This is a genomic window from Blastococcus haudaquaticus (assembly GCF_900230285.1).
GTDB classification, from domain to species: Bacteria; Actinomycetota; Actinomycetes; order Mycobacteriales; family Geodermatophilaceae; genus Blastococcus_B; species Blastococcus_B haudaquaticus.
On the sequence record NZ_OCNK01000001.1, the window covers coordinates 1 to 19938 of the forward strand.

The following is a 19938-nucleotide window of genomic DNA, read 5'->3' on the forward strand; positions in this document are numbered from 1 at the left end:
AAGGAATCCCAAACCAGAACCCGAAGGCCCCGGCACGGGGTATTACTTGGCACTGACTTTCGGCACGCTGTTGAGTTCTCAAAGAGCGGACGCGCAACAACTCCACCCCATCCGGGGCTTCCCTGCTGGCTGGATGTCCAACACTACGCCGGTTTCCAGCAACTCCCCACCCGGGGGGCTGGACCGGCAGACCGTATCCGGTCCGCGCGGCGCATGGAGAACACTACACGACCTCTGAGGGCCGTGCACGGGGGGTCCCCACCCCCCCTGCGACGCCCGTCGTCAGAGGCCGAGGAAGGACTCGATCCCCACGGTGAGGCCCGGCCGGCGGTCGATCTCCCGGACCGCGAGCAGCACGCCCGGCATGAACGAGGCACGGTCGAAGGAGTCGTGGCGCAGGGTGAGGGTCTCCCCCGCCGCTCCCATGAGCACCTCCTGGTGCGCCACGAGACCGGTGAGCCGCACCGCGTGCACGGCCACGCCCTCGACGTCGGCGCCGCGGGCACCCGGCAGCGAGTCGGTCGTCGCGTCGGGTGACGCCGGCAGCCCTGCCGCCCGCCGGGCTGCCGCGACGAGGCGGGCCGTCCGGACGGCCGTTCCCGACGGGGCATCGACCTTGTCGGGGTGGTGCAGCTCGACGACCTCCACCGAGGGGAAGAAGCGGGCCGCCTCCTGGGCGAACTTCATCAGCAGCACCGCACCGATGCCGAAGTTAGGGGCGATGACGACGCCCACCTCCGGCTTGGGCTGCAGCCACTCGGCGATCGTGGCCAGCCGGGCCTCGTCGAAGCCTGTCGTCCCCACGACGCAGTGGATGTTGTTGTCGATGCAGAACCGGATGTTGTCCATGACCACGTCGGGCCGGGTGAAGTCCACGACCACCTGCGCACCGGCGTTCGCGACGTCGAACAGCCAGTCGCCGTCGTCGACCATGGCCACCAGCTCGAGGTCGTCGGCGGCGTTGACCGCCTTCACCACCTCGGTGCCCATGCGTCCCCGGGCTCCCAGCACCCCGACGTTGGTCAGCGGCGCCTCCGGGGCTGCCGACGGCGAGTCCTGCTGGTCCGGGGTGGAGGTGCTCGTGGTCACGCCGCCAGGCTTCCCGCAGCGGGGCCTGGACGCAAGCCGCCGGGTTCAGGGCCCGGTGGGCACTCTCCGCGCGAGCAGTCCCCAGAGCAGGAGGCCGAGGACGATGCCGACCGCGTCGGCCAGGCCGTCGGCCACCGAGGCGCTCCGTGCCAGCGGGGACAGGCCCTGCACGAGCTCGCTGACGACGGCGTAGCCGATCAGCAGTGCGGCGAGGGCGACTGCCCCGATCCCCGCCCACCGTCCGGAGCAGGCGAGCGCGGCGAACAGCCCGACATGGACGATCTTGTCGACCCCCGGTGGCGCGCTGGGCACGTCGGACGCGGGGGCGAACAGCACCGCGAGCGACACGAGGACGACCACGGCGAACGCCGCGCGGGACAGCGCACCGTGCTGAGTCACCCTCGTCCTCCCTGCAGGGGTCCGCCGTGAGCGTGCGAAGGGTGGGGGGCGGGGAGGTCCGTCATCAGAGACGGTCGAGGTCGGACTCGCGGTAGGGACCGACCACCGCCAGGCACGTGTCCTGGCTGAACAGCTCGGCGGCCACCTCGCGCACCTGCGTCTCGTCCACGGCGTCCAGGCGCGCCAGGACCTCCCGTACCGGCAGGTACTCGCCGTAGGAGAGCTCGCTCTTGCCGAGCCGGCTCATGCGGGACCCGGTGTCCTCGAGGCCGAGCACGAGACCGCCCTTGAGCTGACCGCGGCTGCGGGCCACCTCCTCGGCGGTGATGCCGTCGGCGGCGGCCCGGTCCAGCTCGGCGCGGATCAGCCGGAGCACCTCCGGGACCCGCTTCTTGGAGCACCCCGCGTAGACCGAGAAGGAACCGGCGCCCGCGTAGTGCGAGAGCGCCGACCCGACGCTGTAGACCAGGCCACGCTTCTCCCGGATCTCCTGGAAGAGCCGGGAGCTCATGCCGCCACCCACGGCGGCGTCCAGCACGGCACCGGCGTACCGGCGCTCGTCGAGGCGGCCCATGGAGGGGGTGCCCAGCAGGAGATGGGTCTGCTCGGTCCGGCGGTTGATCAGCCCGGCGGCACGGGCCGGCTTGTCGACCACCCCGTCACCGGTGCGCAGCGGCGCCGGCCGCGCGTCGCCCGACAGCCGGTCGGCGAAGGCCGCGGTGACCAGGTCCAGCACCTGCTGGTGGTCCACCCGGCCGGCCGCCGTCACGACGATCGAGGGCACGGCGTACCGGCTGCGGTACCAGCCGTCGACGTCGTCGCGGGTCAGCCCCTCGATCGACTCGACGGTGCCGAGCACCGAACGGCCCAGCGGGGTGTCGCCGAACAGGGTCTCGCTGAACAGGTCGTGCACCGCGTCGGAGGGCTCGTCGTCGCGCATGGCGATCTCCTCGAGCACCACGGTGCGCTCGGACTCCAGGTCCTCGGCCGTGTTGCGGGCCTCGGTCACCAGGTCCGACAGCAGCGTGACCGCCAACGGCAGGTCGGACGCGAGCACGTTCGCGTAGTAGCAGGTGTGCTCCTTGGCGGTGAAGGCGTTCATCTCACCGCCGACGGCGTCCATGGCCGTCGCGATCTCCAGCGCGCCGCGGGTCGCCGTCCCCTTGAACAGCAGGTGCTCGAGGAAGTGCGAGGAACCGGCCACGGCCGGGCTCTCGTCACGCGACCCCACACCGACCCAGATGCCGAGCGTCGCCGAGAGGACGCCGGGCATCGTCTCGGTCAGGACGCGCAGGCCTCCGGGCAGCTCGGTGCGCTCCACCCGGCCGCCGACCTCGTCGAGGTCGAGCAGCTCGGTCACCCCGACGGGAACCGGGGCGGGTGCAGCTGCACCCGCCCCGGTTCCCGTGATGTCAGGCGTGATCACTCACCCGCGGGTGCGGCAGCGGCCTCGACCGGAGCCTCGGCCGGAGCACCGCCGGCGTCACCCTCGGCGACCGGCACGAGGCTGATCTTGCCGCGGGCGTCGATGTCGGTGATCTCCACCTGCATCTTGTCGCCGACGTTCGCGACGTCCTCGACCTTGCCGATGCGCTTGCCGCCACCGAGCTTGCTGATGTGCACCAGGCCGTCCCGCCCGGGCAGCAGGGAGACGAAGGCACCGAACGGCGTGGTCTTGACGACCGTGCCGAGGAAGCGCTCGCCGACCTTGGGCAGCGTCGGGTTGGCGATGGCGTTGATCCGGTCCACCGCGGCCTGGGCCGAGGGGCCGTCGGAGGCGCCGACGTAGATCGTGCCGTCGTCCTCGATGGTGATGTCGGCGCCGGTCTCGTCCTGGATGGCGTTGATCATCTGGCCCTTGGGGCCGATGACCGCACCGATCTTGTCGACCGGGATGCGCACCGTGGTCACCCGCGGGGCGTAGGGGCTCATCTCGTCGGGGGCGTCGATGGCCTCGCCCATGACGTCGAGGATGTGCAGCCGGGCCGCGCGGGCCTGGGTCAGCGCACCGGCGAGCACGTCGGAGGGGATGCCGTCGAGCTTCGTGTCCAGCTGGAGGGCCGTGACGAAGTCCTTGGTGCCGGCGACCTTGAAGTCCATGTCACCGAACGCGTCCTCGGCGCCGAGGATGTCGGTCAGCGCGACGTACTCGGTCTTGCCGTCGACCTCGTCGGACACCAGGCCCATGGCGATGCCGGCGACCGGCGCCTTCAGCGGCACACCGGCGTTGAGCAGGGCCAGCGTCGAGGCGCAGACCGAGCCCATCGAGGTGGAGCCGTTGGAGCCGAGGGCCTCGGACACCTGACGGATCGCGTAGGGGAACTCCTCGCGGTTCGGCAGCACCGGCACGAGAGCGCGCTCGGCGAGCGCGCCGTGGCCGATCTCGCGGCGCTTGGGCGAGCCGACGCGGCCGGTCTCACCGGTGGAGTACGGCGGGAAGTTGTAGTTGTGCATGTAGCGCTTGCGGGTCACCGGGGAGAGGGTGTCCAGCTGCTGCTCCATGCGGAGCATGTTCAGCGTGGTGACGCCCAGGATCTGGGTCTCGCCGCGCTCGAACAGCGCCGAGCCGTGCACGCGCGGGATGACCTCGACCTCGGCCGACAGCGGGCGGATGTCGGTCAGGCCACGGCCGTCGATGCGGACCTTGTCGCGCAGGATCCGCTGACGGACGACCTTCTTGGTGAGCGCCCGGAAGGCTCCCGAGATCTCCTTCTCGCGGCCCTCGAACTGGCCGGCCAGCGCGGCCTTGACCTCGTCCTTGAGGGCGTCGGTGGCGTCCTCGCGCTCGTGCTTGCCGGCGATCTGCTGCGCCTGCGCCAGCTTGTCACCGAGCTGGGCCTCGACGGCGGCGTAGACGTCGTCCTGGTAGTCGAGGAAGCGCGGGAAGTCGGCGACCGGCTTGGCCGCCTTCTCCGCCATCGCCGACTGCGCGTCGCACAGCGCCTTGATGAAGGGCTTCGCGGCCTCGAGACCCTGCGACACGACCTCCTCGGTCGGCGCTGTGGCGCCGCCGGCGATGAGCTCGATGGTCTTCTCGGTGGCCTCGGCCTCGACCATCATGATCGCGACGTCGCCGTCCGGGAGGACGCGGCCGGCCACGACCATGTCGAAGACGGCGTCCTCGAGCTCGGTGTGCGTCGGGAAGCCGACCCACTGGCCGTTGATGAGAGCGACGCGGGTGGCGCCGACCGGGCCGGAGAAGGGCAGACCCGACAGCTGGGTGGACGCCGAGGCGGCGTTGATCGCCAGCACGTCGTAGAGGTGCTGGGGGTCCAGCGACATGACCGTGATGACGACCTGGACCTCGTTGCGCAGACCCTTGGCGAAGGTCGGGCGCAGCGGGCGGTCGATCAGGCGGCAGGTGAGGATCGCGTCCTCGGACGGGCGGCCCTCACGGCGGAAGAACGAGCCGGGGATGCGCCCGGCGGCGTACATCCGCTCCTCGACGTCGACGGTCAGCGGGAAGAAGTCGAACTGCTCCTTGGGCTGGCGGCCGGCCGTGGTGGCCGACAGCAGCATGGTGTCGCCCATGGTGAGGACGACGGAGCCGGCAGCCTGACGGGCGAGCCGGCCGGTCTCGAAGGTGACCGAACGGCTGCCGAAGCTGCCGTTGTCGATGACCGCGGTGGCGGTCGTGACGCCGTCCTCGGCGTCGAACTCTGCGGTGATGGTGGGTGCGGACACGTGTCCTTCTCTCTTCTTCGTCGCGGCGGCCTCGTGCCGACCTGCGACTCCTCTGACGACCCGCTCGTCTGGTGCGGAGCCGTCCTGCGTCCGGGGCGACCGGTGCTCGATCGAAGCCCTCGGGCCCGTGCCGTTCCCCGTCTGCGGGGGACCCACTCATGGGTACGGCGGCGTCCCGGGGGCCACTACCGAGGACCGGCCCTACGGGGACGCGTCCGGCGGCGGGCCGGTTCTCCTCGTGCGGCGGGTGCCGCACGAGGAAGGGGACCGTCCCGGGATGATCCCGGAGCGGCCCCCTCGTCGTGCTAGCGGCGCAGACCCAGCCGCTCGATGAGCGAGCGGTAGCGGTTGATGTCGGTCTTGGCCAGGTAGTTCAGCAGGCGGCGACGACGACCGACCAGCAGGAGCAGACCCCGCCGGCTGTGGTGGTCGTGCTTGTGCATCTTGAGGTGCTCGGTGAGGTCGCTGATCCGCTTGGTCAGCATCGCGACCTGGACCTCGGGCGAACCGGTGTCGTTCTCGACCGTGGCGTACTCGGTCATGATCTGCTTCTTGACTGCGCTCTCGAGCGCCATGGATCGCCTCCGGGGCGGGTCACGTGTGGCCCCCGGTTTGAATCACGGGGGCAGGCTGCACACACGCCGGGTCACCCCGGCGGATTCCCAGGCTACCAGCGTCGTTCCGGGGGCCGGTTGCCGCAGTGACCTGGCGGGATGAGCGCCGGCTCAGGACCCGCCGGGCATCTCGAGGACGGTGCGGGTGTCGGCGACGTCCTGGGCCATGGCGGCCACGAGCGCGTCGACGTCGGGGAACGCCGCCATGGGTCGCAGCCGCTGCGCGAACTCCACCCCCACGTGCTCGCCGTAGAGGTCGCCCTCGTAGTCGAGGACGTAGGCCTCCACCGTGCGCCGGCTGCCCTGGAAGGTGGGGTTGGTGCCGACCGAGATCGCGGCCGGGAACCGCTCCCTGCTCACGCCGGAGCGGGGGTCACGGGTGACGAGGTGCCCCGCGTACACCCCGTCGGCGGGGATGGCGGTGAAGGGCGGGGTCTCCACGTTGGCGGTCGGATACCCCAGGTCGCGTCCCCGGCGGTCGCCGCGGACGACGATGCCGTCCACCCGGTGCGGGCGGCCCAGCGCCCGGGCCGCCGACACCATGTCCCCCGCCGCGACGCACGCGCGGATGTAGGTCGAGGAGATGGTCACCTCGCCGTCGTCGGAGGCGTCCTCGGCGAGCGCCACTCCTTCGACGGCGAAGCCGAAGCGGCGGCCCTCGGTGCGCAGCGTCGCCACCGTGCCCGAGGCGCGGTGCCCGTAGGTGAAGTTCTCCCCCACGACCACCTCGGCGGCGTGCAGGTGCTCGACCAGCACCGTGTGGGTGAAGGACTCCGGGGAGAGCCGCATGAACTCCTGGGTGAACGGCAGCACGCACATCGCGTCGACCCCGAGCCCGGCCACCAGCTCGGCCTTCCGATCCATCGAGGTGAGGATCGCCGGGTGCGACCCGGGCCGGACGACCTCGGCCGGGTGCGGGTCGAAGGTGAGGAGCAGGCACGGGCGGCGCATCGCCCGCGCCCGGTCGACGGCGGTCCCGATCAGCTTCTGGTGCCCTCGGTGGACGCCGTCGTACATGCCCACCGTGACCACGGTGCGGCCGAGATCACCCGGGGTCGCCTCCAGCCCCCGCCAGCGCAGCACGGCTCGTCGGCCGCGCTCAGGCGATCCGGTGCAGCCAGCCGCGGGTGTCGGCCACCCGCCCGTGCTGGATGTCCAGGAGCGACTCGCGCAGCGTCATCGTGAGCGGTCCCGGGGTCCCGTCGCCGACGACGAAGTCGCCGGTGCGCGCCTTCACCTCGCCGACCGGGGTGATGACCGCCGCGGTGCCGCAGGCGAACGTCTCGGTGACGGAGCCGTCGGCCACGCCCTGCCGCCACTCGTCCACGGAGAACTTGCGCTCGGTGACCCGGTGACCGGTCGCCCGGGCGACCTCGATGAGCGAGTCGCGGGTGATGCCGGGGAGCAGGGTGCCGGTGAGCTCAGGGGTGACCAGCTCGGCGTCGTCCCCGGAGCCGAGGACGAAGAACAGGTTCATCCCGCCCATCTCCTCGACGTAGCGCTTCTCGAACGCGTCCAGCCAGACGACCTGGTCGCAGCCGGCGGCGATCGCCTGCTCCTGGGCGAGCAGGCTGGCGGCGTAGTTCCCGGCGCACTTGACGTCACCGGTCCCGCCGGGGGCGGCGCGGATGTAGTCCTCGGACAGGTAGACCGACACCGGGTGGACGCCCCGCGGGAAGTAGGCGCCGGCCGGGCTGGCGATGACCAGGAACAGGTACTCCGACGCGGGCCGCACCCCCAGGAACGGCTCGCTGGCCAGCATGTAGGGCCGGAGGTAGAGGGTCTGGTCGGGACCGGTGGGCACCCAGTCGCGGTCGGCGTCGACGAGCGCGTCGACGGCTGCGATGAAGGAGTCCTCGGGGACCGGCGGCATCGCCAGCCGCTTGGCCCCGCGGGCGAATCGTGCGGCGTTGGCCTCCGGGCGGAACGTCGCCACGCTCCCGTCGGGCTGGGCGTAGGCCTTGAGCCCCTCGAAGATCGACTGCGCGTAGTGCAGCGCCGCGGTCGACGGGTCCATCGGGAGCGGGCCGTAGGTGGTCAGCCGGGCGTCGTACCAGCCCTTCCCCGCCTGGTAGCGCGCCACGAACATGCTGTCGGTGAAGTACCGGCCGAAGCCGGGGTCGGCCAGCATCGCGGCGCGCTCGGCGGCCGGGCGACGCGTCACGTCCTCCACCACGAGCGGCACGCTCTCGGTGAACATCCGCGAGGAGGTACGGCTGTCGGCGAGCGTGTCGGTCATGGCTCCCACCTGCGAGTGCGCGTGTTCGGGCGTCCCGGCGTCCACCGGGACGCCCGCCACACTATCCCCGCCACGGGCGGGCGCCATGGGCGCTCAGGCCTGGCCGGCCTGGTTGGCCTTCGGGCCCGCGTACTCGAGCACCTCGTAGGTCCACACGTGGGCGGAGTGCGGAGCGGCCGACGCCAGGGTGTCGCCACCCCCGTCGTGGGCCCGGTCGAAGTCCTGGCTCGACTGCCACGCCTCGTAGTCCTCGACGGTGGTCCACCGCGTGTAGACGAGGTACTGGTCGGTGCCCTCCACGGGGCGCAGCAGCTCGAACCACTCGAACCCGGGGGTGGTCTCCACGGCTCCCGCACGCCCGCGGAAGCGCTCCTCGAACCGCTCCTGCTTGTCCTTGGGGACCGTGACCGCGTTGATCTTGACGATGCTCATCGCTCGACTCTTCCCGACCCGGGCCGCGCCCAATCGCGCGGGACGATCGCGCATGCTGGGGAGGTGGACACACAGCGCACCGCCGACCTGGGCTTCGCCCGGCTCGATCTGGACCGGGCCGAGCGCACCGGCACGCCCGAGGTGGTCTACGCCGCCGGCAAGACGCCCGCGCAGACCGTCGGCTGCCTCGCGGCGCTGCTCGACGGCGGGGCCGGTCTGGCGTGGGCCACCCGGGTGGACGACGACACCGCGGCGGCCGTCCGCGAGCGGTGGCCGGACGCGGTCGTCGACGCCGAGGCCCGGTGCGCCTTCGTCGGCGAGCTGCCCTCCCCGGTCGGGGACGTGCTGGTCCTCACCGCCGGCACGTCGGACGGCCGGGTGGCGGCGGAGGTCGCCGCGACGCTGGCGGCGTCCGGGGTCGGCTGCACGCGGGTCGACGACGTCGGTGTCGCGGGCGTGCACCGGGTGCTCGCCGTGGCTCCGCGGATCGCGGCCGCCGACGCGGTCGTCGTCGTGGCCGGCATGGACGGGGCGCTGCCCAGCGTCGTCGCCGGGCTGACCGACCGGCTCGTCGTCGCCGTGCCCACCTCGGTCGGGTACGGCGCGGCCTTCGAGGGGCTGGCCGCGCTGCTCACGATGCTGACGGCCTGCGCGCCGGGAGTGCTCGTGGTCAACATCGACAACGGCTTCGGCGCGGGCGTGGCCGCCGCGCGGATCTCGAGGTCCGCTCAGCGGTAGCGAACGGGATCGGGCAGGAGCTCGTTCATCGATCCCGACCGGAAGCCGCGCGGATCGACCTCCACCCGGCGGAAGCCGGTGACGACGGCGAGCAGGTCGTCGCGCGCGGTGAGTGCGGGGACCAGCGCGGCGTCGACCTCCACCCGGGCGGCGTCGTCCCCGAGGTCCCGCACGCGCAGGTCCCGCACCGCGAGGCCGGCGTCCGCGAGAACCCGTCGCAGCTGAGCCTCCGCGTGCTCGACGCGAGCCAGGCCCTCGGCGGAGACCGGCACGCCGTAGGCGATCCGGCTGGCCAGGCAGGCGGCGGCCGGCTTGTCCGCCAGGGGCAGCCGCCAGCGGCGGGCGGCGGCCCGGACGTCGTCCTTGGTCATGCCCGCACGCGCCAGCGGCGCCCAGGCGCCGCGCTCGGCGGCCGCCCGGATCCCCGGCCGGAACCCCGCGCGCAGGTCGTCCGCGTTCGTCCCGGTGACGACGTCGGCGATTCCCAGCTGCGCGGCCAGCGGGGTGAGGACGTCGACCAGTTCCGCCTTGCAGAACGCGCACCGGTCCCCCGCGTTCGCGCGGTAGCCCTCACGGGCGAGCTCGTCGGTGCGCGGCAGCTCGTGGCGCACGCCCAGGGATTCCGCGAACGCCACGGCGCCGGCGCGCTCGGCGGCCGGCAGGCTCGGGGACACCGCCGTCGCGGCGACCACCCGGTCGGGGCCGAGCGACCGCACCGCCGCCGCCAGGACGACGCCGGAGTCCACTCCCCCGGAGAACGCGACCAGCACGCCGGGGAGGTCGGCCAGCTCGGCGTCCAGGGCCGCGAGACGCTCGTCGAGGGTGCTCACGGACGGCAGGCTCTCACGCGGCGGGGAAGCCGACGGCCACGCGCGCGCTGGTGCCGGCGTCCTCCAGGAGCGCGACGAGCCGTCCCTCCGGATCGATGGCCGCGTGCAGGTCGGCCGCCCCGGTGGCCGGGATCCGCTGGCCGTAGCCGATCGCCCGTGCCTCCTCCTCCGTCACCGCCCGTGTCGGGAACACGGTCGTCGCGGCCAGGGGGAGAGGCAGGAAGCCGTCGCCACCACCGGCGGCGAGCGCGGCGCCCGCCTCCTCGACCGGAGCCGCGCGGTCCACGGAGAACGGTCCGGACGCCGTGCGCCGCAGGGCCGTGAGGTGCCCGCCGACGCCCAGCGCGGCCCCCGCGTCGCGGGCGATGGCCCGGATGTAGGTGCCGGCAGTGCAGGAGACGGTCACGTCCACGTCGACGAGATCCGGGGTCGGCCGCTCGATCCGGTGGACGTCGAGCCGGTGCACGGTCACCGATCGAGCGGCGAGCTCGACGTCCTCGCCGGCCCGCACCCGGTCGTAGGAGCGGCGGCCGTCGACCTTGACCGCGCTCACCGACGAGGGCACCTGCTGCAGCGGTCCGGTCTGGGCGGACAGGGCCGCGCCGATCGCGTCGTCGTCCAGGTGCGCGGTCGAGGCGGTGGCGAGGACCTCGCCCTCGCGGTCGTCGGTGACGGTGCTCTGCCCGAAGCGGATCGTGGCCTCGTAGGTCTTGTCGTGGCCGCCCACGTACCCGAGCAGCCGGGTCGCCGCGCCGACGCCGAGCACCAGGAGGCCGGTGGCCATCGGGTCCAGGGTGCCGGCGTGGCCCACCTTGCGGACCGACAGGACCCGGCGGGCCCGGGCGACGACGTCGTGGGACGTCATGCCACCGGCCTTGTCGACGAGGAGCAGACCGGGCGGGACGTCGGCGTCGGGCTTGCGAGGGCTCACGTACCCACAGTCGCAGGCGCGCTGAGCCATCTGTCACCCGCCACCCGGACCAGCACGCCGACGAGGCGGAGGGCGATGAACAGGCAGAGGCCGGTCCAGATGCCCGCGAGACCCCAGCCGAGCGGACCGGCCAGCAACGAGAGGGGCAGGAACCCCACGACCGCCGACCCGATGGTCACCGTGCGCAGGTAGCCGACGTCCCCGGCGCCCATGAGGACCCCGTCGAGGGCGAAGACGACCCCGGCCAGTGGCTGCATGAGGGCGAGGAACCACCACACGATCTCCGCCTGCTGCAGGACGGCGGGGTCGTCGGTGAAGAGCGGGAGCATCACGTCGCGCGACGCGAGGAGTGCCGCCCCCACCAGGACCCCGGTGCCCAGCCCCCACAGCACGACGCGGGACGCCGTCGCGCGGGCGTCGGCCGGACGGCCGCCGCCGAGTGCGTGACCGACGAGGGTCTGGGCGGCGATGGCGTAGGCGTCGAGCACCAGGGCGAGGAAGAAGAAGAGTTGCAGCGCGATCTGGTGGGCGCCCAGGGACGCGGTGCCGGCGCGGGCAGCCACCCCGGCGGCGACGAGGAAGGACACCTGCAGCACCGCCGCGCGCAGCAACAGGTCGCGCCCGATGACCAGCTGGATGCGGAGAGCCGCCGGCCGGGGGCGCCAGCCGACACCCTCCCGGGTCAGCGCCCGGACGAAGAGGCCGGCCGTGAGCGTCTGCCCGAGGACGTTGGCGACGGCGGAGCCCACCAGCCCGAGGCCCGCCGGGTGCACGAGCAGCGGGCAGAGCACGAGGCTCAGCAGGCTCCCGGCCAGCACGTACCGCACCGGCCGCCGGAGTTCCTGGACGCCCCGCATCCAGCCGTTGCCGGCCAGCGAGACCAGCAGCAGCGGGGCACCGAGGCTCGCGACCCGCAGCCACTGCTCCCCCGCCTCGGCGACCGCGCCCGGGCTCCCGGCGAGCAGCCGGGTCAACGGTCCCGCGAGCACCTGGAACAGGACGAGGACGCCGAGCCCGAGGGCCAGCGCGAGCCAGGTGGCCTGGACGCCCTCGGCAACCGCACCGTCCCGGTCGCCGGCCCCGGCGCGACGCGCGGCCCGGGCGGTGGTGCCGTAGGCCAGGAAGTTGAGCAGCGCCGCTGCCCAGGCGAGCAGGCCACCGCCGACGGCGAGCCCACCGAGGGGCACCGTCCCCAGGTTGCCGACGACAGCTGTGTCGACGAGCAGGTAGAGCGGCTCGGCCGCCAGCACCACGAGCGCGGGGACGGCGAGCGAGAGCACCGACGGGGTCGGACTAGGCAGCGCGCAACTCCATGCGGAGGGCCTCGATGGTCTTCTCCCGGTCGAGGTGGGAGCTGTAGCCGGCGGCGAGGACGTGCCCGCCCCCGCCGAGCGCCATCGCCACCCGGGCGACGTCCGTGGCGCCCCGCGACCGCAGGGACACCGACCACGAACCGTCGTCCTGGCCCTTGAGCACGCAGGCCACGTCGGCCTCCTCGGTGGACCGCACGACGTCGACGAGCGCCTCGAGCTGCTCACCGGGCAGCCCGTGCTCGCCCGCCTCGGCGGTGCTCGAATACGTCCAGACCAGGCCGGCCCCCACGTCGGGCTCGAGGACCGCGCGCCCGGTGACGACGGAGAGCAGCCCCAGCCAGCCGAAGGGCGCGGTGTCGAACAGCCGCCGGCTGATGTCGGAGTGGTCGATGCCCGTGGCCAGGAGCCGGGCGGCGAGCTCGTGGGTCTCCGGACGGGTGTTGCCGAATCGGAAGGACCCGGTGTCGGCGGCCAGCCCGGCGTACAGGCAGGTGGCCAGCCGTCGGTCCAGCGCGACGCCCAGTTCGTCGAGCAGCCCGGCTACCAGCGTCACCGTGGCGGGGGCGCCGCCGTCGACGAGCTGGACGTCCCCGAACCCGGGGTTGCTCGCATGGTGGTCGACGACGACCGACGTGCCTGCGGCGTCCAGGAGGACGGCGAGCTCACCGAGGCGAGCGGGCGATGCGGCGTCGAGGCTGACGAAGACGTCCGGCGAGGACGGGACGGCGGTCGACGGCACCAGCCCTTCGGCACCCGGCAGCCAGCCGAGGGAGGCCGGGAGGGTGAAGGGGCCGGGGAACGTGACCAGGACGCGGGCACCCTGACGCCGAAGCCCCTCGGCGAGGGCCAGCGTGCTGCCGAGAGCGTCCGCATCGGGCTGCACGTGCCCGGACAGGACGACGGTGGCGCGGGTGTCCGCCGCCTCGGCCAGCACCGAGGCGGCGGTGCGCAGCGGGGCGTCCGCCGCGCGGGCGGAGGTGAGCGACATCGCCGTTCAGGCGTCCGGTCCGGGATCGGCGACCGGAGGAGCGTTGCGCTCCTCGGTGACCGAGCCGCCGCCGACCGGGTACGTCGAACCGTCCTCGGGCTCGTCGGCGGTGATGCTGGGGGCGTCGCCCAGCTGGCCGTGCTTGCCGCCGTCGGTGGGGTCCCCGGCGCCGGGGACCTCCTGGCCGCCCAGCACCGACCTCCCCTGACCCTCGTCGGGCTCGTGCGGATCCGGGTCGTTCTCGCTCACTGGGTCGCTCGCATTCCGGCACTCCTGGTGGTGGCGGGATCGTCGACACTGTCATCGGCAGTGTCCGGCCCGACCGTGTCGTCGTCGTCCTCGTCGTCCTCGGCCGGCTTCCTGTAGGGGTCGGCCTCGCCGGCGTACTTGGCGCCCTCGCGAGCGCGGGCGAGCTCGGCGTCCGCGTGCCGGGCACGCTCCAGCGCCTCTTCGAGCTCGCGCGCGGTGTCGGGGACGATGTCGGCGATGAAGGTGAGCGTCGGCACGAACTTGATGCCGGTCTGCTTGCCGACCGTGGAGCGCAGCACGCCGGTGGCGCTGGTGAGCGCGGCCGCGGAGTCGGCGATCTGCGTCTCGTCGCCGTAGACGGTGTAGAACACCGTCGCCTCGCGGAGGTCGCCGGTGACCCGGGCGTCGGTGACGGTCACCATGCCCAGGCGGGGGTCCTTGATCTGCGTCTCGATCGCAGCGGAGACGATCTGACGGATGCGCACCGCCAGCTTGCGGGCGCGGGCCGGATCAGCCATCGGTCCTCCTGGGAACTGCCACGTGACATCGTGGGTGGGTAGGGACGGCCCCGTCGCAGGGGCCCACCGCGAGCTCGCGAGCGGTGGGGGGCGACGGGGTCCTTAGTCGGTGTCGCTGAACAGCTGGCGATGCGTCGACAGCAGCGTCACCTCCGGCCGCTCGGCCAGCAACCGCTCGCACGCATCGAGGACGTCGGTCACCTGACCGGTGTCCCCCGCGACGATGGCGACGCCGAGCTGCGCGCGGCGGTGCAGGTCCTGGTCGCCCACCTCGGCCGCCGTCACGGCGAAGCGGCGCCGCAGCTCGGCCACGATCGGCCGCACCACGGAGCGCTTCTCCTTGAGCGAGTGGACGTCGCCCAGCAGCAGGTCGGCGGTGAGAGTTCCGGTGAACAACTGCTCACCGCCGACCGGCTGGAACGGCCCCCTTGCAGGGACCCGCCACGAGCGTGCGAGTGGTGGGGGGCAAGGGGGTCCTTTCTCAGGTGCGCGGGATCTCGCGCATCTCGAAGGTCTGGATCACGTCGTCGATCTTGATGTCGTTGAACGACCCCAGACCGATACCGCACTCGTAACCCTCGCGGACCTCGGTCGCGTCGTCCTTGAACCGGCGGAGCGACTCCACCGTCAGGTTGTCGGCGACCACGGCCCCGTCACGCACGAGCCGCGCCTTCGAGTTGCGGACGATCGTGCCGCTGCGGACCAGCGAACCGGCGACGTTGCCGATCTTCGGCACCCGGAAGACCTCGCGGACCTCCGCCGTGCCGAGCTGGACCTCCTCGTACTCCGGCTTGAGCATCCCCTTGAGGGCGGCCTCGATCTCGTCGATGGCCTGGTAGATGACCGTGTAGTACCGGACGTCCACCCCTTCGCGGTTGGCCAGCTCGGTGGCCTGACCCTCGGCCCGGACGTTGAAGCCCAGGACGATGACGTCGTCGGCCAGCGCCAGGTCGATGTCGCTCTTGGTGATCCCACCGACGCCGCGGTGGATGACCCGCAGCGAGATGTCGTCGTCGACCTCGATCTTCATCAGCGCCTCTTCGAGCGCCTCGACGGTGCCCGAGTTGTCGCCCTTGATGATCAGGTTGAGCTGACGGGTCTCCTTGAGCGCGGCGTCGAGGTCCTCGAGGCTGATCCGCTTGCGCATGGAGGCGTTCTGCGCGTTGCGGATGCGGGCCTGGCGGCGGTCGGCGATCTGCCGGGCCACCCGGTCCTCCTCGACGACGAGGAAGGTGTCGCCGGCACGCGGGACGGACGTCAGACCGACGACCTGGACCGGACGTGCGGGCAGGGCTTCCTTGAGCTTGTTGCCGTGCTCGTCGAGCAGCGACCGGACGCGACCGTAGGCGTCGCCGGCCACGATCGAGTCGCCCTGGCGCAGCGTGCCGCGCTGGACGAGCACCGTGGCGACGGGGCCCCGGCCCTTGTCCAGCTTGCCCTCGATGACGACGCCCTGCGGGTCCTGCTCGGTGTTCGCGCGCAGGTCCAGCGAGGCGTCCGCCGTCAGCAGGATCGCCGTGAGCAGGTCGTCGAGACCCTGGCGGTTGATCGCGGAGACGTCGACGAACATCGTGTCGCCGCCGTACTCCTCGGCAACCAGGCCGTACTCGGTGAGCTGCTGACGGATCTTGGCGGGGTTGGCCCCCTCCTTGTCGATCTTGTTGACCGCGACCACGATCGGCACCTCGGCGGCCTGGGCGTGGTTGAGCGCCTCGACCGTCTGCGGCATGACGCCGTCGTCGGCCGCGACGACCAGCACGACGATGTCGGTGACCTTCGCGCCACGGGCACGCATCGCGGTGAACGACTCGTGGCCCGGGGTGTCGATGAAGGTGATCGGCCGCTCGTTGTGCTCCAGCTCGGTGACGATCTGGTACGCGCCGATGTGCTGGGTGATGCCGCCGGCCTCGCGCGACACGACGTTCGTGTGCCGCAGCGCGTCCAGCAGCTTCGTCTTTCCGTGGTCGACGTGACCCATGACGGTCACCACCGGCGGACGGGACGACCAGTCGTCCTCGTCGCCCTCTTCGTCACCGAAGGTGAGGTCGAAGGTCTCGAGGAGCTCGCGGTCCTCGTCCTCGGGGCTGACGACCTGGATGACCCAGCCGATCTCGGCGCCGAGCAGCTGCAGCGTCTCGTCGTTGACCGACTGCGTCGCGGTGATCATCTCGCCCAGGTGGAACAGGGCGGTGACCAGCGCGGCCGGCTCGGCGTTGATCCGCTCGGCCAGGTCGGTCAGCGAGGCGCCACGAGGCAGTCGGACGGTCTGCCCGTTGCCGCGGGGCAGCGAGACGCCACCCATGCTGGGCGCCGCCATCGAGTCGAATTCCTGACGCCGCTGCTTCTTGCTCTTGCGGCCACGGACCGGACCACGACCACCGGGACGGCCGAAGGCGCCGGCGGTACCGGCACCCGAGCCACCACGGCCGCGACCGCGGCCACCGCCGCCACCACGGAAGCCACCACCGGCGGGCGCGCCGGCGCCGGGGGCACCGCCGCCGCCACCGGGACGGAAGCCGCCGCCGCCACCGGGACCACCCGGACGGCCACCGCCGCCACCGGGACCACCGGAACGACCACCGGGACCACCGGGGCCGCCACCGGGACGGCCGCCACCGGCGGGCCGGCCGGGCATCATGCCCGGCGACGGGCGCTGCGGCATCATCCCCGGGTTGGGGCGAGGCCCGCCGGGGCCCGCAGCCGGGCGGGGACCGCCGGCGCCGGGACCGGGACGCGGACCACCAGGACCGGGGCGGGGACCGCCCGGACCGGCAGCCGGACGCGGTGCGCCGGGCGCAGGGCGCGCGCCGGGGGCAGCCGGACCCGGCCGGGGACCGGCACCGGGACCAGCAGCAGGCCCGGCACCGGGCGCGGCAGCGGGCGGCGCGGCCGGCCGCGGGGAGCTGAAGGGGTTGTTGCCCGGACGCGGTGCGGGACGCGGGCCGGGACGCGGACCTGCGCCACCCGGTGCGGACCCGCCGGCCGGGGCCGGACGGGGCGCGGCCGGACGCGGAGCGGCCGGCTGCTGGGTCGGGGCACTCGCTGCAGGAGCCTGCGGAGCGGGTGCGGCCGGACGCGGGCCCGGAGCGGGCGCGGCCGGTCGGGCCACCGGGGCGGCGGGGGCAGCAGGTGCGGCCGGAGCCGACGGTGCAGCCGCAACCGGCGCGACGGGAGCGGGGGCAGCGGGGGCAGGGGGGCCGGGACGCGCGGCAGGCCGGGGGGCCGCCGAGCCGTTACCGCCGCCGGTGCTGCTGCCCAGCGCCTCACGGAGCCGACGGGCCACGGGGGCCTCGACGGTGGAGGACGCGGACTTCACGAACTCGCCCTGCTCCTTGAGCTTGGCGAGCACGGTCTTGCTGTCGACACCGAACTCCTTGGCGAGTTCGTGTACGCGGGCTTTGCCTGGCACGGGTCTCCTCTTTGTGAGGCCGGCGGCTTGCCCGCTCGACCTCGTCGTTAGTGGCGCATGGTCATCGTGAGAACTTCACGGCTGAGTCATCCGACGATGTCCTGTCGACATGCGGACCGGCCTGGTGCCGATCCGATCTGGAACTGCTGGAGAGGGTGGGCGCGGCAGCTGCCGCACTCACTCGCCCGCCCGGGTCCGTGCTCCGGCGGCCTCCGAGGAGGAGCCGAGGACGTGGTCCCGGAGCGGACCGGCCTCCAGCGGGCTGCCTCCGGGGAGGCGCAGTGCCCGGGTGAAGGCCCGGCGTCGCTCCGCTGCGTGCAGGCACCCCGGGGTGGGGTGCACCGAGGCCCCCCGTCCGGGGAGCCGCCGCCGCGGATCCGGGACCAGGGCCCCGGAACGGACGACGACACGCAACAGATCGCTGACCGGAGCGCGTTGCCGGCAGCCCACACATGTGCGCACCGGTTCCGACGTTTCGGCCACCCCGCACTCTAGCGCGTGGCGGAGCCGGGATGTTCCGCGCGTCGTGGCGGGGGGCGGTGGGAGGACGGTCGGCCACCCGTCTGCCCCGCGGGAGCGCCGGAGCGCAGCGGCGGGCGCCCCACCCCGGGCGAGGGAGTCGCGTCGTCGTCGTCGGGCTGGGCGTCGCTCCGGATGTCGATGCGGCACCCGGTCAGCCGGGCCGCGAGCCGGGCGTTCTGGCCCTCCTTGCCGATCGCCAGCGACAGCTGGAAGTCCGGCACGATCACCCGGACGGCCTTGGCCTGGGGGTCGACGACCCGCGCACTGTTCACCCGCGCCGGGCTCAGCGCCGAGGCGACGAACGTGGCCGGGTCGTCCGACCAGTCGACGATGTCGATCTTCTCGCCGTGCAGCTCGCTCATGACGTTGCGCACGCGCTGGCCCATCGGCCCGATGCAGGAACCCTTCGCGTTCAGTCCCGGGACCTTGGTCCGGACGGCGATCTTCGACCGGTGGCCCGCCTCGCGGGCGACGGCGACGATCTCGACGCTGCCGTCGGCGATCTCGGGGACCTCGAGGGCGAACAGCTTGCGGACGAGGTTCGGGTGCGTGCGCGAGACGGTGACCTGCGGCCCGCGGAAGGTGCGGGCGACCGACACCACGTACGCCTTGATCCGGCTGCCGTGCGTGTACTCCTCGTGGGGTACCTGCTCGGCCTGCGGGAGGACCGCCTCCACCTTGCCGATGTCGATGAGCACGGTGCCCTGGACGTTGCGACGGTCGTGCGCCTGCACGATGCCGCTGACGATGTCGCCCTCCTTGCCGGCGTACTCGCCGAAGGTCTGCTCGTGCTCGGCGTCGCGCAGCCGCTGGACGATGACCTGCTTGGCGGTGCTGGCCGCGATCCGGCCGAAGTCGGTCGGGGTGTCGTCCCACTCGCGGACGACGTCGCCGTCCGGGCCCAGCTCCTGGGCGAGCACGGCGACCTCGCCGCTCTTGCGGTCGACGTGCACCCGCACGTGCTTGGCCGCGCCGTCGGCGTGCCGGTAGGCGGTCACCAGCGCCGTCTCGATGGCCTCGATCACCGTGTCGGCGGGGATGCCCTTCTCCCGCTCGACCGCCTTGAGCGCGGTGACGTCGATGTTCACTGTGCTCCTCCTCGCGCCCGGGGCGCGCTGCCCGGCCCGACGGTGTCGTCGGTGTCCGGGTCGTCGATCAGTTCCTCGTCGTCGGTCAGGTCGTCGTCGGTCAGGTCGTCGTCGGTCAGGTCGTCGTCGATCAGGTCGTCCTCAGCACTTCCGGGCCGGCCGAACTCCACCTGCACCCGTCCGTTGCCCAGCTCGGACCAGGGCACGGTGCGCGGGGTGGGCGGTCGCTTCTTGGCTCCCGGCTTGCCCTGCGCCTCGACGGCGAGCGTCACGCCGGAGCCGTCCACCGCGGTCACCCGGCCGGTGACCTCCTGGGCGCTGCCCGACGGCCCGACCCTGACGGTCACCAGCCGGCCGGTGTTGCGCCGCCAGTGCCGCTGCTCGGTGAGCGGCCGGTCCACACCCGGGCTCGTCACCTCCAGCACGTAGGGCGTCCGCCCCATTCCGTCGTCGTTGCGATCGAGCACGTCGGAGACGGCGCGGCTCACCTCGGCGATGTCGTCGAGCGTCACTCCCTGGTCGCGGTCGACGACGACCCGGACGACGCTGCGCCGTCCGGCGGGGGTGACCACCAGCTCCTCCAGGTCGTATCCGGCTCCGGCGACGGCGGGCTCGATCCAGCCCGCCAGCCGAGCGGTCGCCGGATCGGTGCGCGGGGTGCCGTGAGAGGTGGGCACGGGCTCCTCCTCCGGGCTCGAGCGGCCGCCTCGTGCGGAACGCCGGACCCCTCCGCTGGGGCGCCGAGCCGCGTGCAGCGGTGGGCGGACCCGGATGGGGGGGAAGTGCTCAGGCTACCGCCCCGGGCGCGGCGCCCCGACCGCACGCCGGAGCCGGCCCCGGACGACGACGTGGGGCCGGTGGGGCGGAGGGTCCGCCCGGGACGGGCGCGGACGCG

The 19938-nt window shown here is 73.3% G+C and carries 21 protein-coding genes and 1 pseudogene; 1 reads left to right on the top strand and 21 read right to left on the bottom strand.

The window, feature by feature from the left end:
- Window positions 1-282 precede the first annotated feature (282 nt).
- The 8 genes from dapB to CRP30_RS00040 all read right to left on the bottom strand — a co-directional run bounded on the left by dapB (window position 283) and on the right by CRP30_RS00040 (window position 8457).
- Window positions 283-1089 (bottom strand): 4-hydroxy-tetrahydrodipicolinate reductase, encoded by an 807-nt coding sequence (gene dapB / locus CRP30_RS00005; RefSeq protein WP_200814477.1) that lies wholly within the window; start codon window positions 1087-1089, stop codon window positions 283-285.
- 45 nt (window positions 1090-1134) lie between these two features.
- The gene (locus tag CRP30_RS00010) at window positions 1135-1488 is read right to left on the bottom strand and encodes a VanZ family protein (protein ID WP_097181950.1); all 354 of its coding nucleotides are present in this window, start codon (window positions 1486-1488) and stop codon (window positions 1135-1137) included.
- A 64-nt stretch (window positions 1489-1552) separates the two neighbouring features.
- On the bottom strand, window positions 1553-2848 hold the full coding sequence (locus CRP30_RS00015; RefSeq protein ID WP_235003072.1) for a M16 family metallopeptidase: 1296 nt from the start codon (window positions 2846-2848) through the stop codon (window positions 1553-1555).
- Between the two features lie 62 nt (window positions 2849-2910).
- On the bottom strand, window positions 2911-5172 hold the full coding sequence (locus tag CRP30_RS00020; RefSeq protein WP_200814478.1) for a polyribonucleotide nucleotidyltransferase: 2262 nt from the start codon (window positions 5170-5172) through the stop codon (window positions 2911-2913).
- A 305-nt stretch (window positions 5173-5477) separates the two neighbouring features.
- The gene (rpsO, locus tag CRP30_RS00025; protein ID WP_097181952.1) at window positions 5478-5747 is read right to left on the bottom strand and encodes a 30S ribosomal protein S15; all 270 of its coding nucleotides are present in this window, start codon (window positions 5745-5747) and stop codon (window positions 5478-5480) included.
- A gap of 150 nt (window positions 5748-5897) precedes the next feature.
- Entirely contained in the window at window positions 5898-6869 is a 972-nt protein-coding gene (locus tag CRP30_RS00030) for a bifunctional riboflavin kinase/FAD synthetase (RefSeq protein WP_097181953.1), read from the bottom strand.
- A 16-nt stretch (window positions 6870-6885) separates the two neighbouring features.
- Window positions 6886-8025 carry a branched-chain amino acid aminotransferase gene (locus tag CRP30_RS00035; RefSeq protein ID WP_200814479.1) on the bottom strand — a complete coding sequence of 380 codons (1140 nt, stop codon included), beginning with the start codon at window positions 8023-8025 and terminating at the stop codon, window positions 6886-6888.
- Window positions 8026-8118: 93 nt separating this feature from the next.
- Window positions 8119-8457: an antibiotic biosynthesis monooxygenase family protein gene (locus CRP30_RS00040; protein WP_097181954.1), complete on the bottom strand. Its 339-nt coding sequence runs from the start codon at window positions 8455-8457 to the stop codon at window positions 8119-8121.
- Window positions 8458-8520: 63 nt separating this feature from the next.
- Here CRP30_RS00040 and larB point away from each other — a divergent pair, with 63 nt between their 5' ends.
- Window positions 8521-9195: a nickel pincer cofactor biosynthesis protein LarB gene (gene larB, locus CRP30_RS00045; protein WP_097181955.1), complete on the top strand. Its 675-nt coding sequence runs from the start codon at window positions 8521-8523 to the stop codon at window positions 9193-9195.
- Here the strand turns inward: larB and larE are convergent.
- The 13 genes and pseudogenes from larE to rimP form a co-directional block, all read right to left on the bottom strand.
- On the bottom strand, window positions 9186-10025 hold the full coding sequence (gene larE, locus CRP30_RS00050; protein WP_097181956.1) for an ATP-dependent sacrificial sulfur transferase LarE: 840 nt from the start codon (window positions 10023-10025) through the stop codon (window positions 9186-9188). The two genes, larB and larE, sit on opposite strands and share 10 nt — an antisense overlap.
- Before the next feature lie 13 nt (window positions 10026-10038).
- Window positions 10039-10956 carry a tRNA pseudouridine(55) synthase TruB gene (gene truB / locus CRP30_RS00055; RefSeq protein WP_235003073.1) on the bottom strand — a complete coding sequence of 306 codons (918 nt, stop codon included), beginning with the start codon at window positions 10954-10956 and terminating at the stop codon, window positions 10039-10041.
- Complete coding sequence (locus CRP30_RS00060; protein WP_097181958.1) at window positions 10953-12236, bottom strand: MATE family efflux transporter; 1284 nt, start codon at window positions 12234-12236, stop codon at window positions 10953-10955. Before CRP30_RS00060 ends, truB begins: the two co-directional genes overlap by 4 nt.
- Before the next feature lie 13 nt (window positions 12237-12249).
- A complete protein-coding gene (locus CRP30_RS00065) occupies window positions 12250-13257 on the bottom strand; it encodes a DHH family phosphoesterase (RefSeq protein WP_097181959.1) in 1008 nt (335 codons plus the stop codon).
- A gap of 6 nt (window positions 13258-13263) precedes the next feature.
- The gene (locus tag CRP30_RS00070; protein ID WP_097181960.1) at window positions 13264-13506 is read right to left on the bottom strand and encodes a hypothetical protein; all 243 of its coding nucleotides are present in this window, start codon (window positions 13504-13506) and stop codon (window positions 13264-13266) included.
- Window positions 13503-14024 carry a 30S ribosome-binding factor RbfA gene (gene rbfA, locus CRP30_RS00075; RefSeq protein WP_097181961.1) on the bottom strand — a complete coding sequence of 174 codons (522 nt, stop codon included), beginning with the start codon at window positions 14022-14024 and terminating at the stop codon, window positions 13503-13505. The genes CRP30_RS00070 and rbfA overlap by 4 nt, the downstream gene beginning before the upstream one ends.
- Before the next feature lie 102 nt (window positions 14025-14126).
- Window positions 14127-14420 carry a DUF503 domain-containing protein gene (locus CRP30_RS00080; protein WP_097181962.1) on the bottom strand — a complete coding sequence of 98 codons (294 nt, stop codon included), beginning with the start codon at window positions 14418-14420 and terminating at the stop codon, window positions 14127-14129.
- An 85-nt stretch (window positions 14421-14505) separates the two neighbouring features.
- Window positions 14506-16341 carry a translation initiation factor IF-2 gene (gene infB / locus CRP30_RS22880; RefSeq protein ID WP_235003211.1) on the bottom strand — a complete coding sequence of 612 codons (1836 nt, stop codon included), beginning with the start codon at window positions 16339-16341 and terminating at the stop codon, window positions 14506-14508.
- A gap of 344 nt (window positions 16342-16685) precedes the next feature.
- A complete protein-coding gene (locus tag CRP30_RS22885) occupies window positions 16686-16988 on the bottom strand; it encodes a hypothetical protein (RefSeq protein WP_235003224.1) in 303 nt (100 codons plus the stop codon).
- 301 nt (window positions 16989-17289) lie between these two features.
- A pseudogene (locus CRP30_RS23170) lies at window positions 17290-17433 on the bottom strand (translation initiation factor IF-2 N-terminal domain-containing protein); the annotation flags it as partial.
- Between the two features lie 177 nt (window positions 17434-17610).
- Window positions 17611-17916 carry a YlxR family protein gene (locus CRP30_RS00090; RefSeq protein WP_097181964.1) on the bottom strand — a complete coding sequence of 102 codons (306 nt, stop codon included), beginning with the start codon at window positions 17914-17916 and terminating at the stop codon, window positions 17611-17613.
- 8 nt (window positions 17917-17924) lie between these two features.
- Window positions 17925-19043: a transcription termination factor NusA gene (gene nusA / locus CRP30_RS00095; RefSeq protein WP_097181965.1), complete on the bottom strand. Its 1119-nt coding sequence runs from the start codon at window positions 19041-19043 to the stop codon at window positions 17925-17927.
- A complete protein-coding gene (gene rimP, locus CRP30_RS00100) occupies window positions 19040-19720 on the bottom strand; it encodes a ribosome maturation factor RimP (protein ID WP_097181966.1) in 681 nt (226 codons plus the stop codon). The genes nusA and rimP overlap by 4 nt, the downstream gene beginning before the upstream one ends.
- Between the last annotated feature and the right edge of the window lie 218 nt (window positions 19721-19938).

Bases quoted from the DNA above. Each gene is read 5' to 3' on its own strand.
- rpsO (WP_097181952.1), bottom strand. From the start codon at position 5,747: ATGGCGCTCGAGAGCGCAGTCAAGAAGCAGATCATGACCGAGTACGCC.
- CRP30_RS00035 (WP_200814479.1), bottom strand. From the start codon at position 8,025: ATGACCGACACGCTCGCCGACAGCCGTACCTCCTCGCGGATGTTCACC.
- CRP30_RS00040 (WP_097181954.1), bottom strand. From the start codon at position 8,457: ATGAGCATCGTCAAGATCAACGCGGTCACGGTCCCCAAGGACAAGCAG.
- CRP30_RS00065 (WP_097181959.1), bottom strand. From the start codon at position 13,257: ATGTCGCTCACCTCCGCCCGCGCGGCGGACGCCCCGCTGCGCACCGCC.
- rbfA (WP_097181961.1), bottom strand. From the start codon at position 14,024: ATGGCTGATCCGGCCCGCGCCCGCAAGCTGGCGGTGCGCATCCGTCAG.
- infB (WP_235003211.1), bottom strand. From the start codon at position 16,341: ATGGCGGCGCCCAGCATGGGTGGCGTCTCGCTGCCCCGCGGCAACGGG.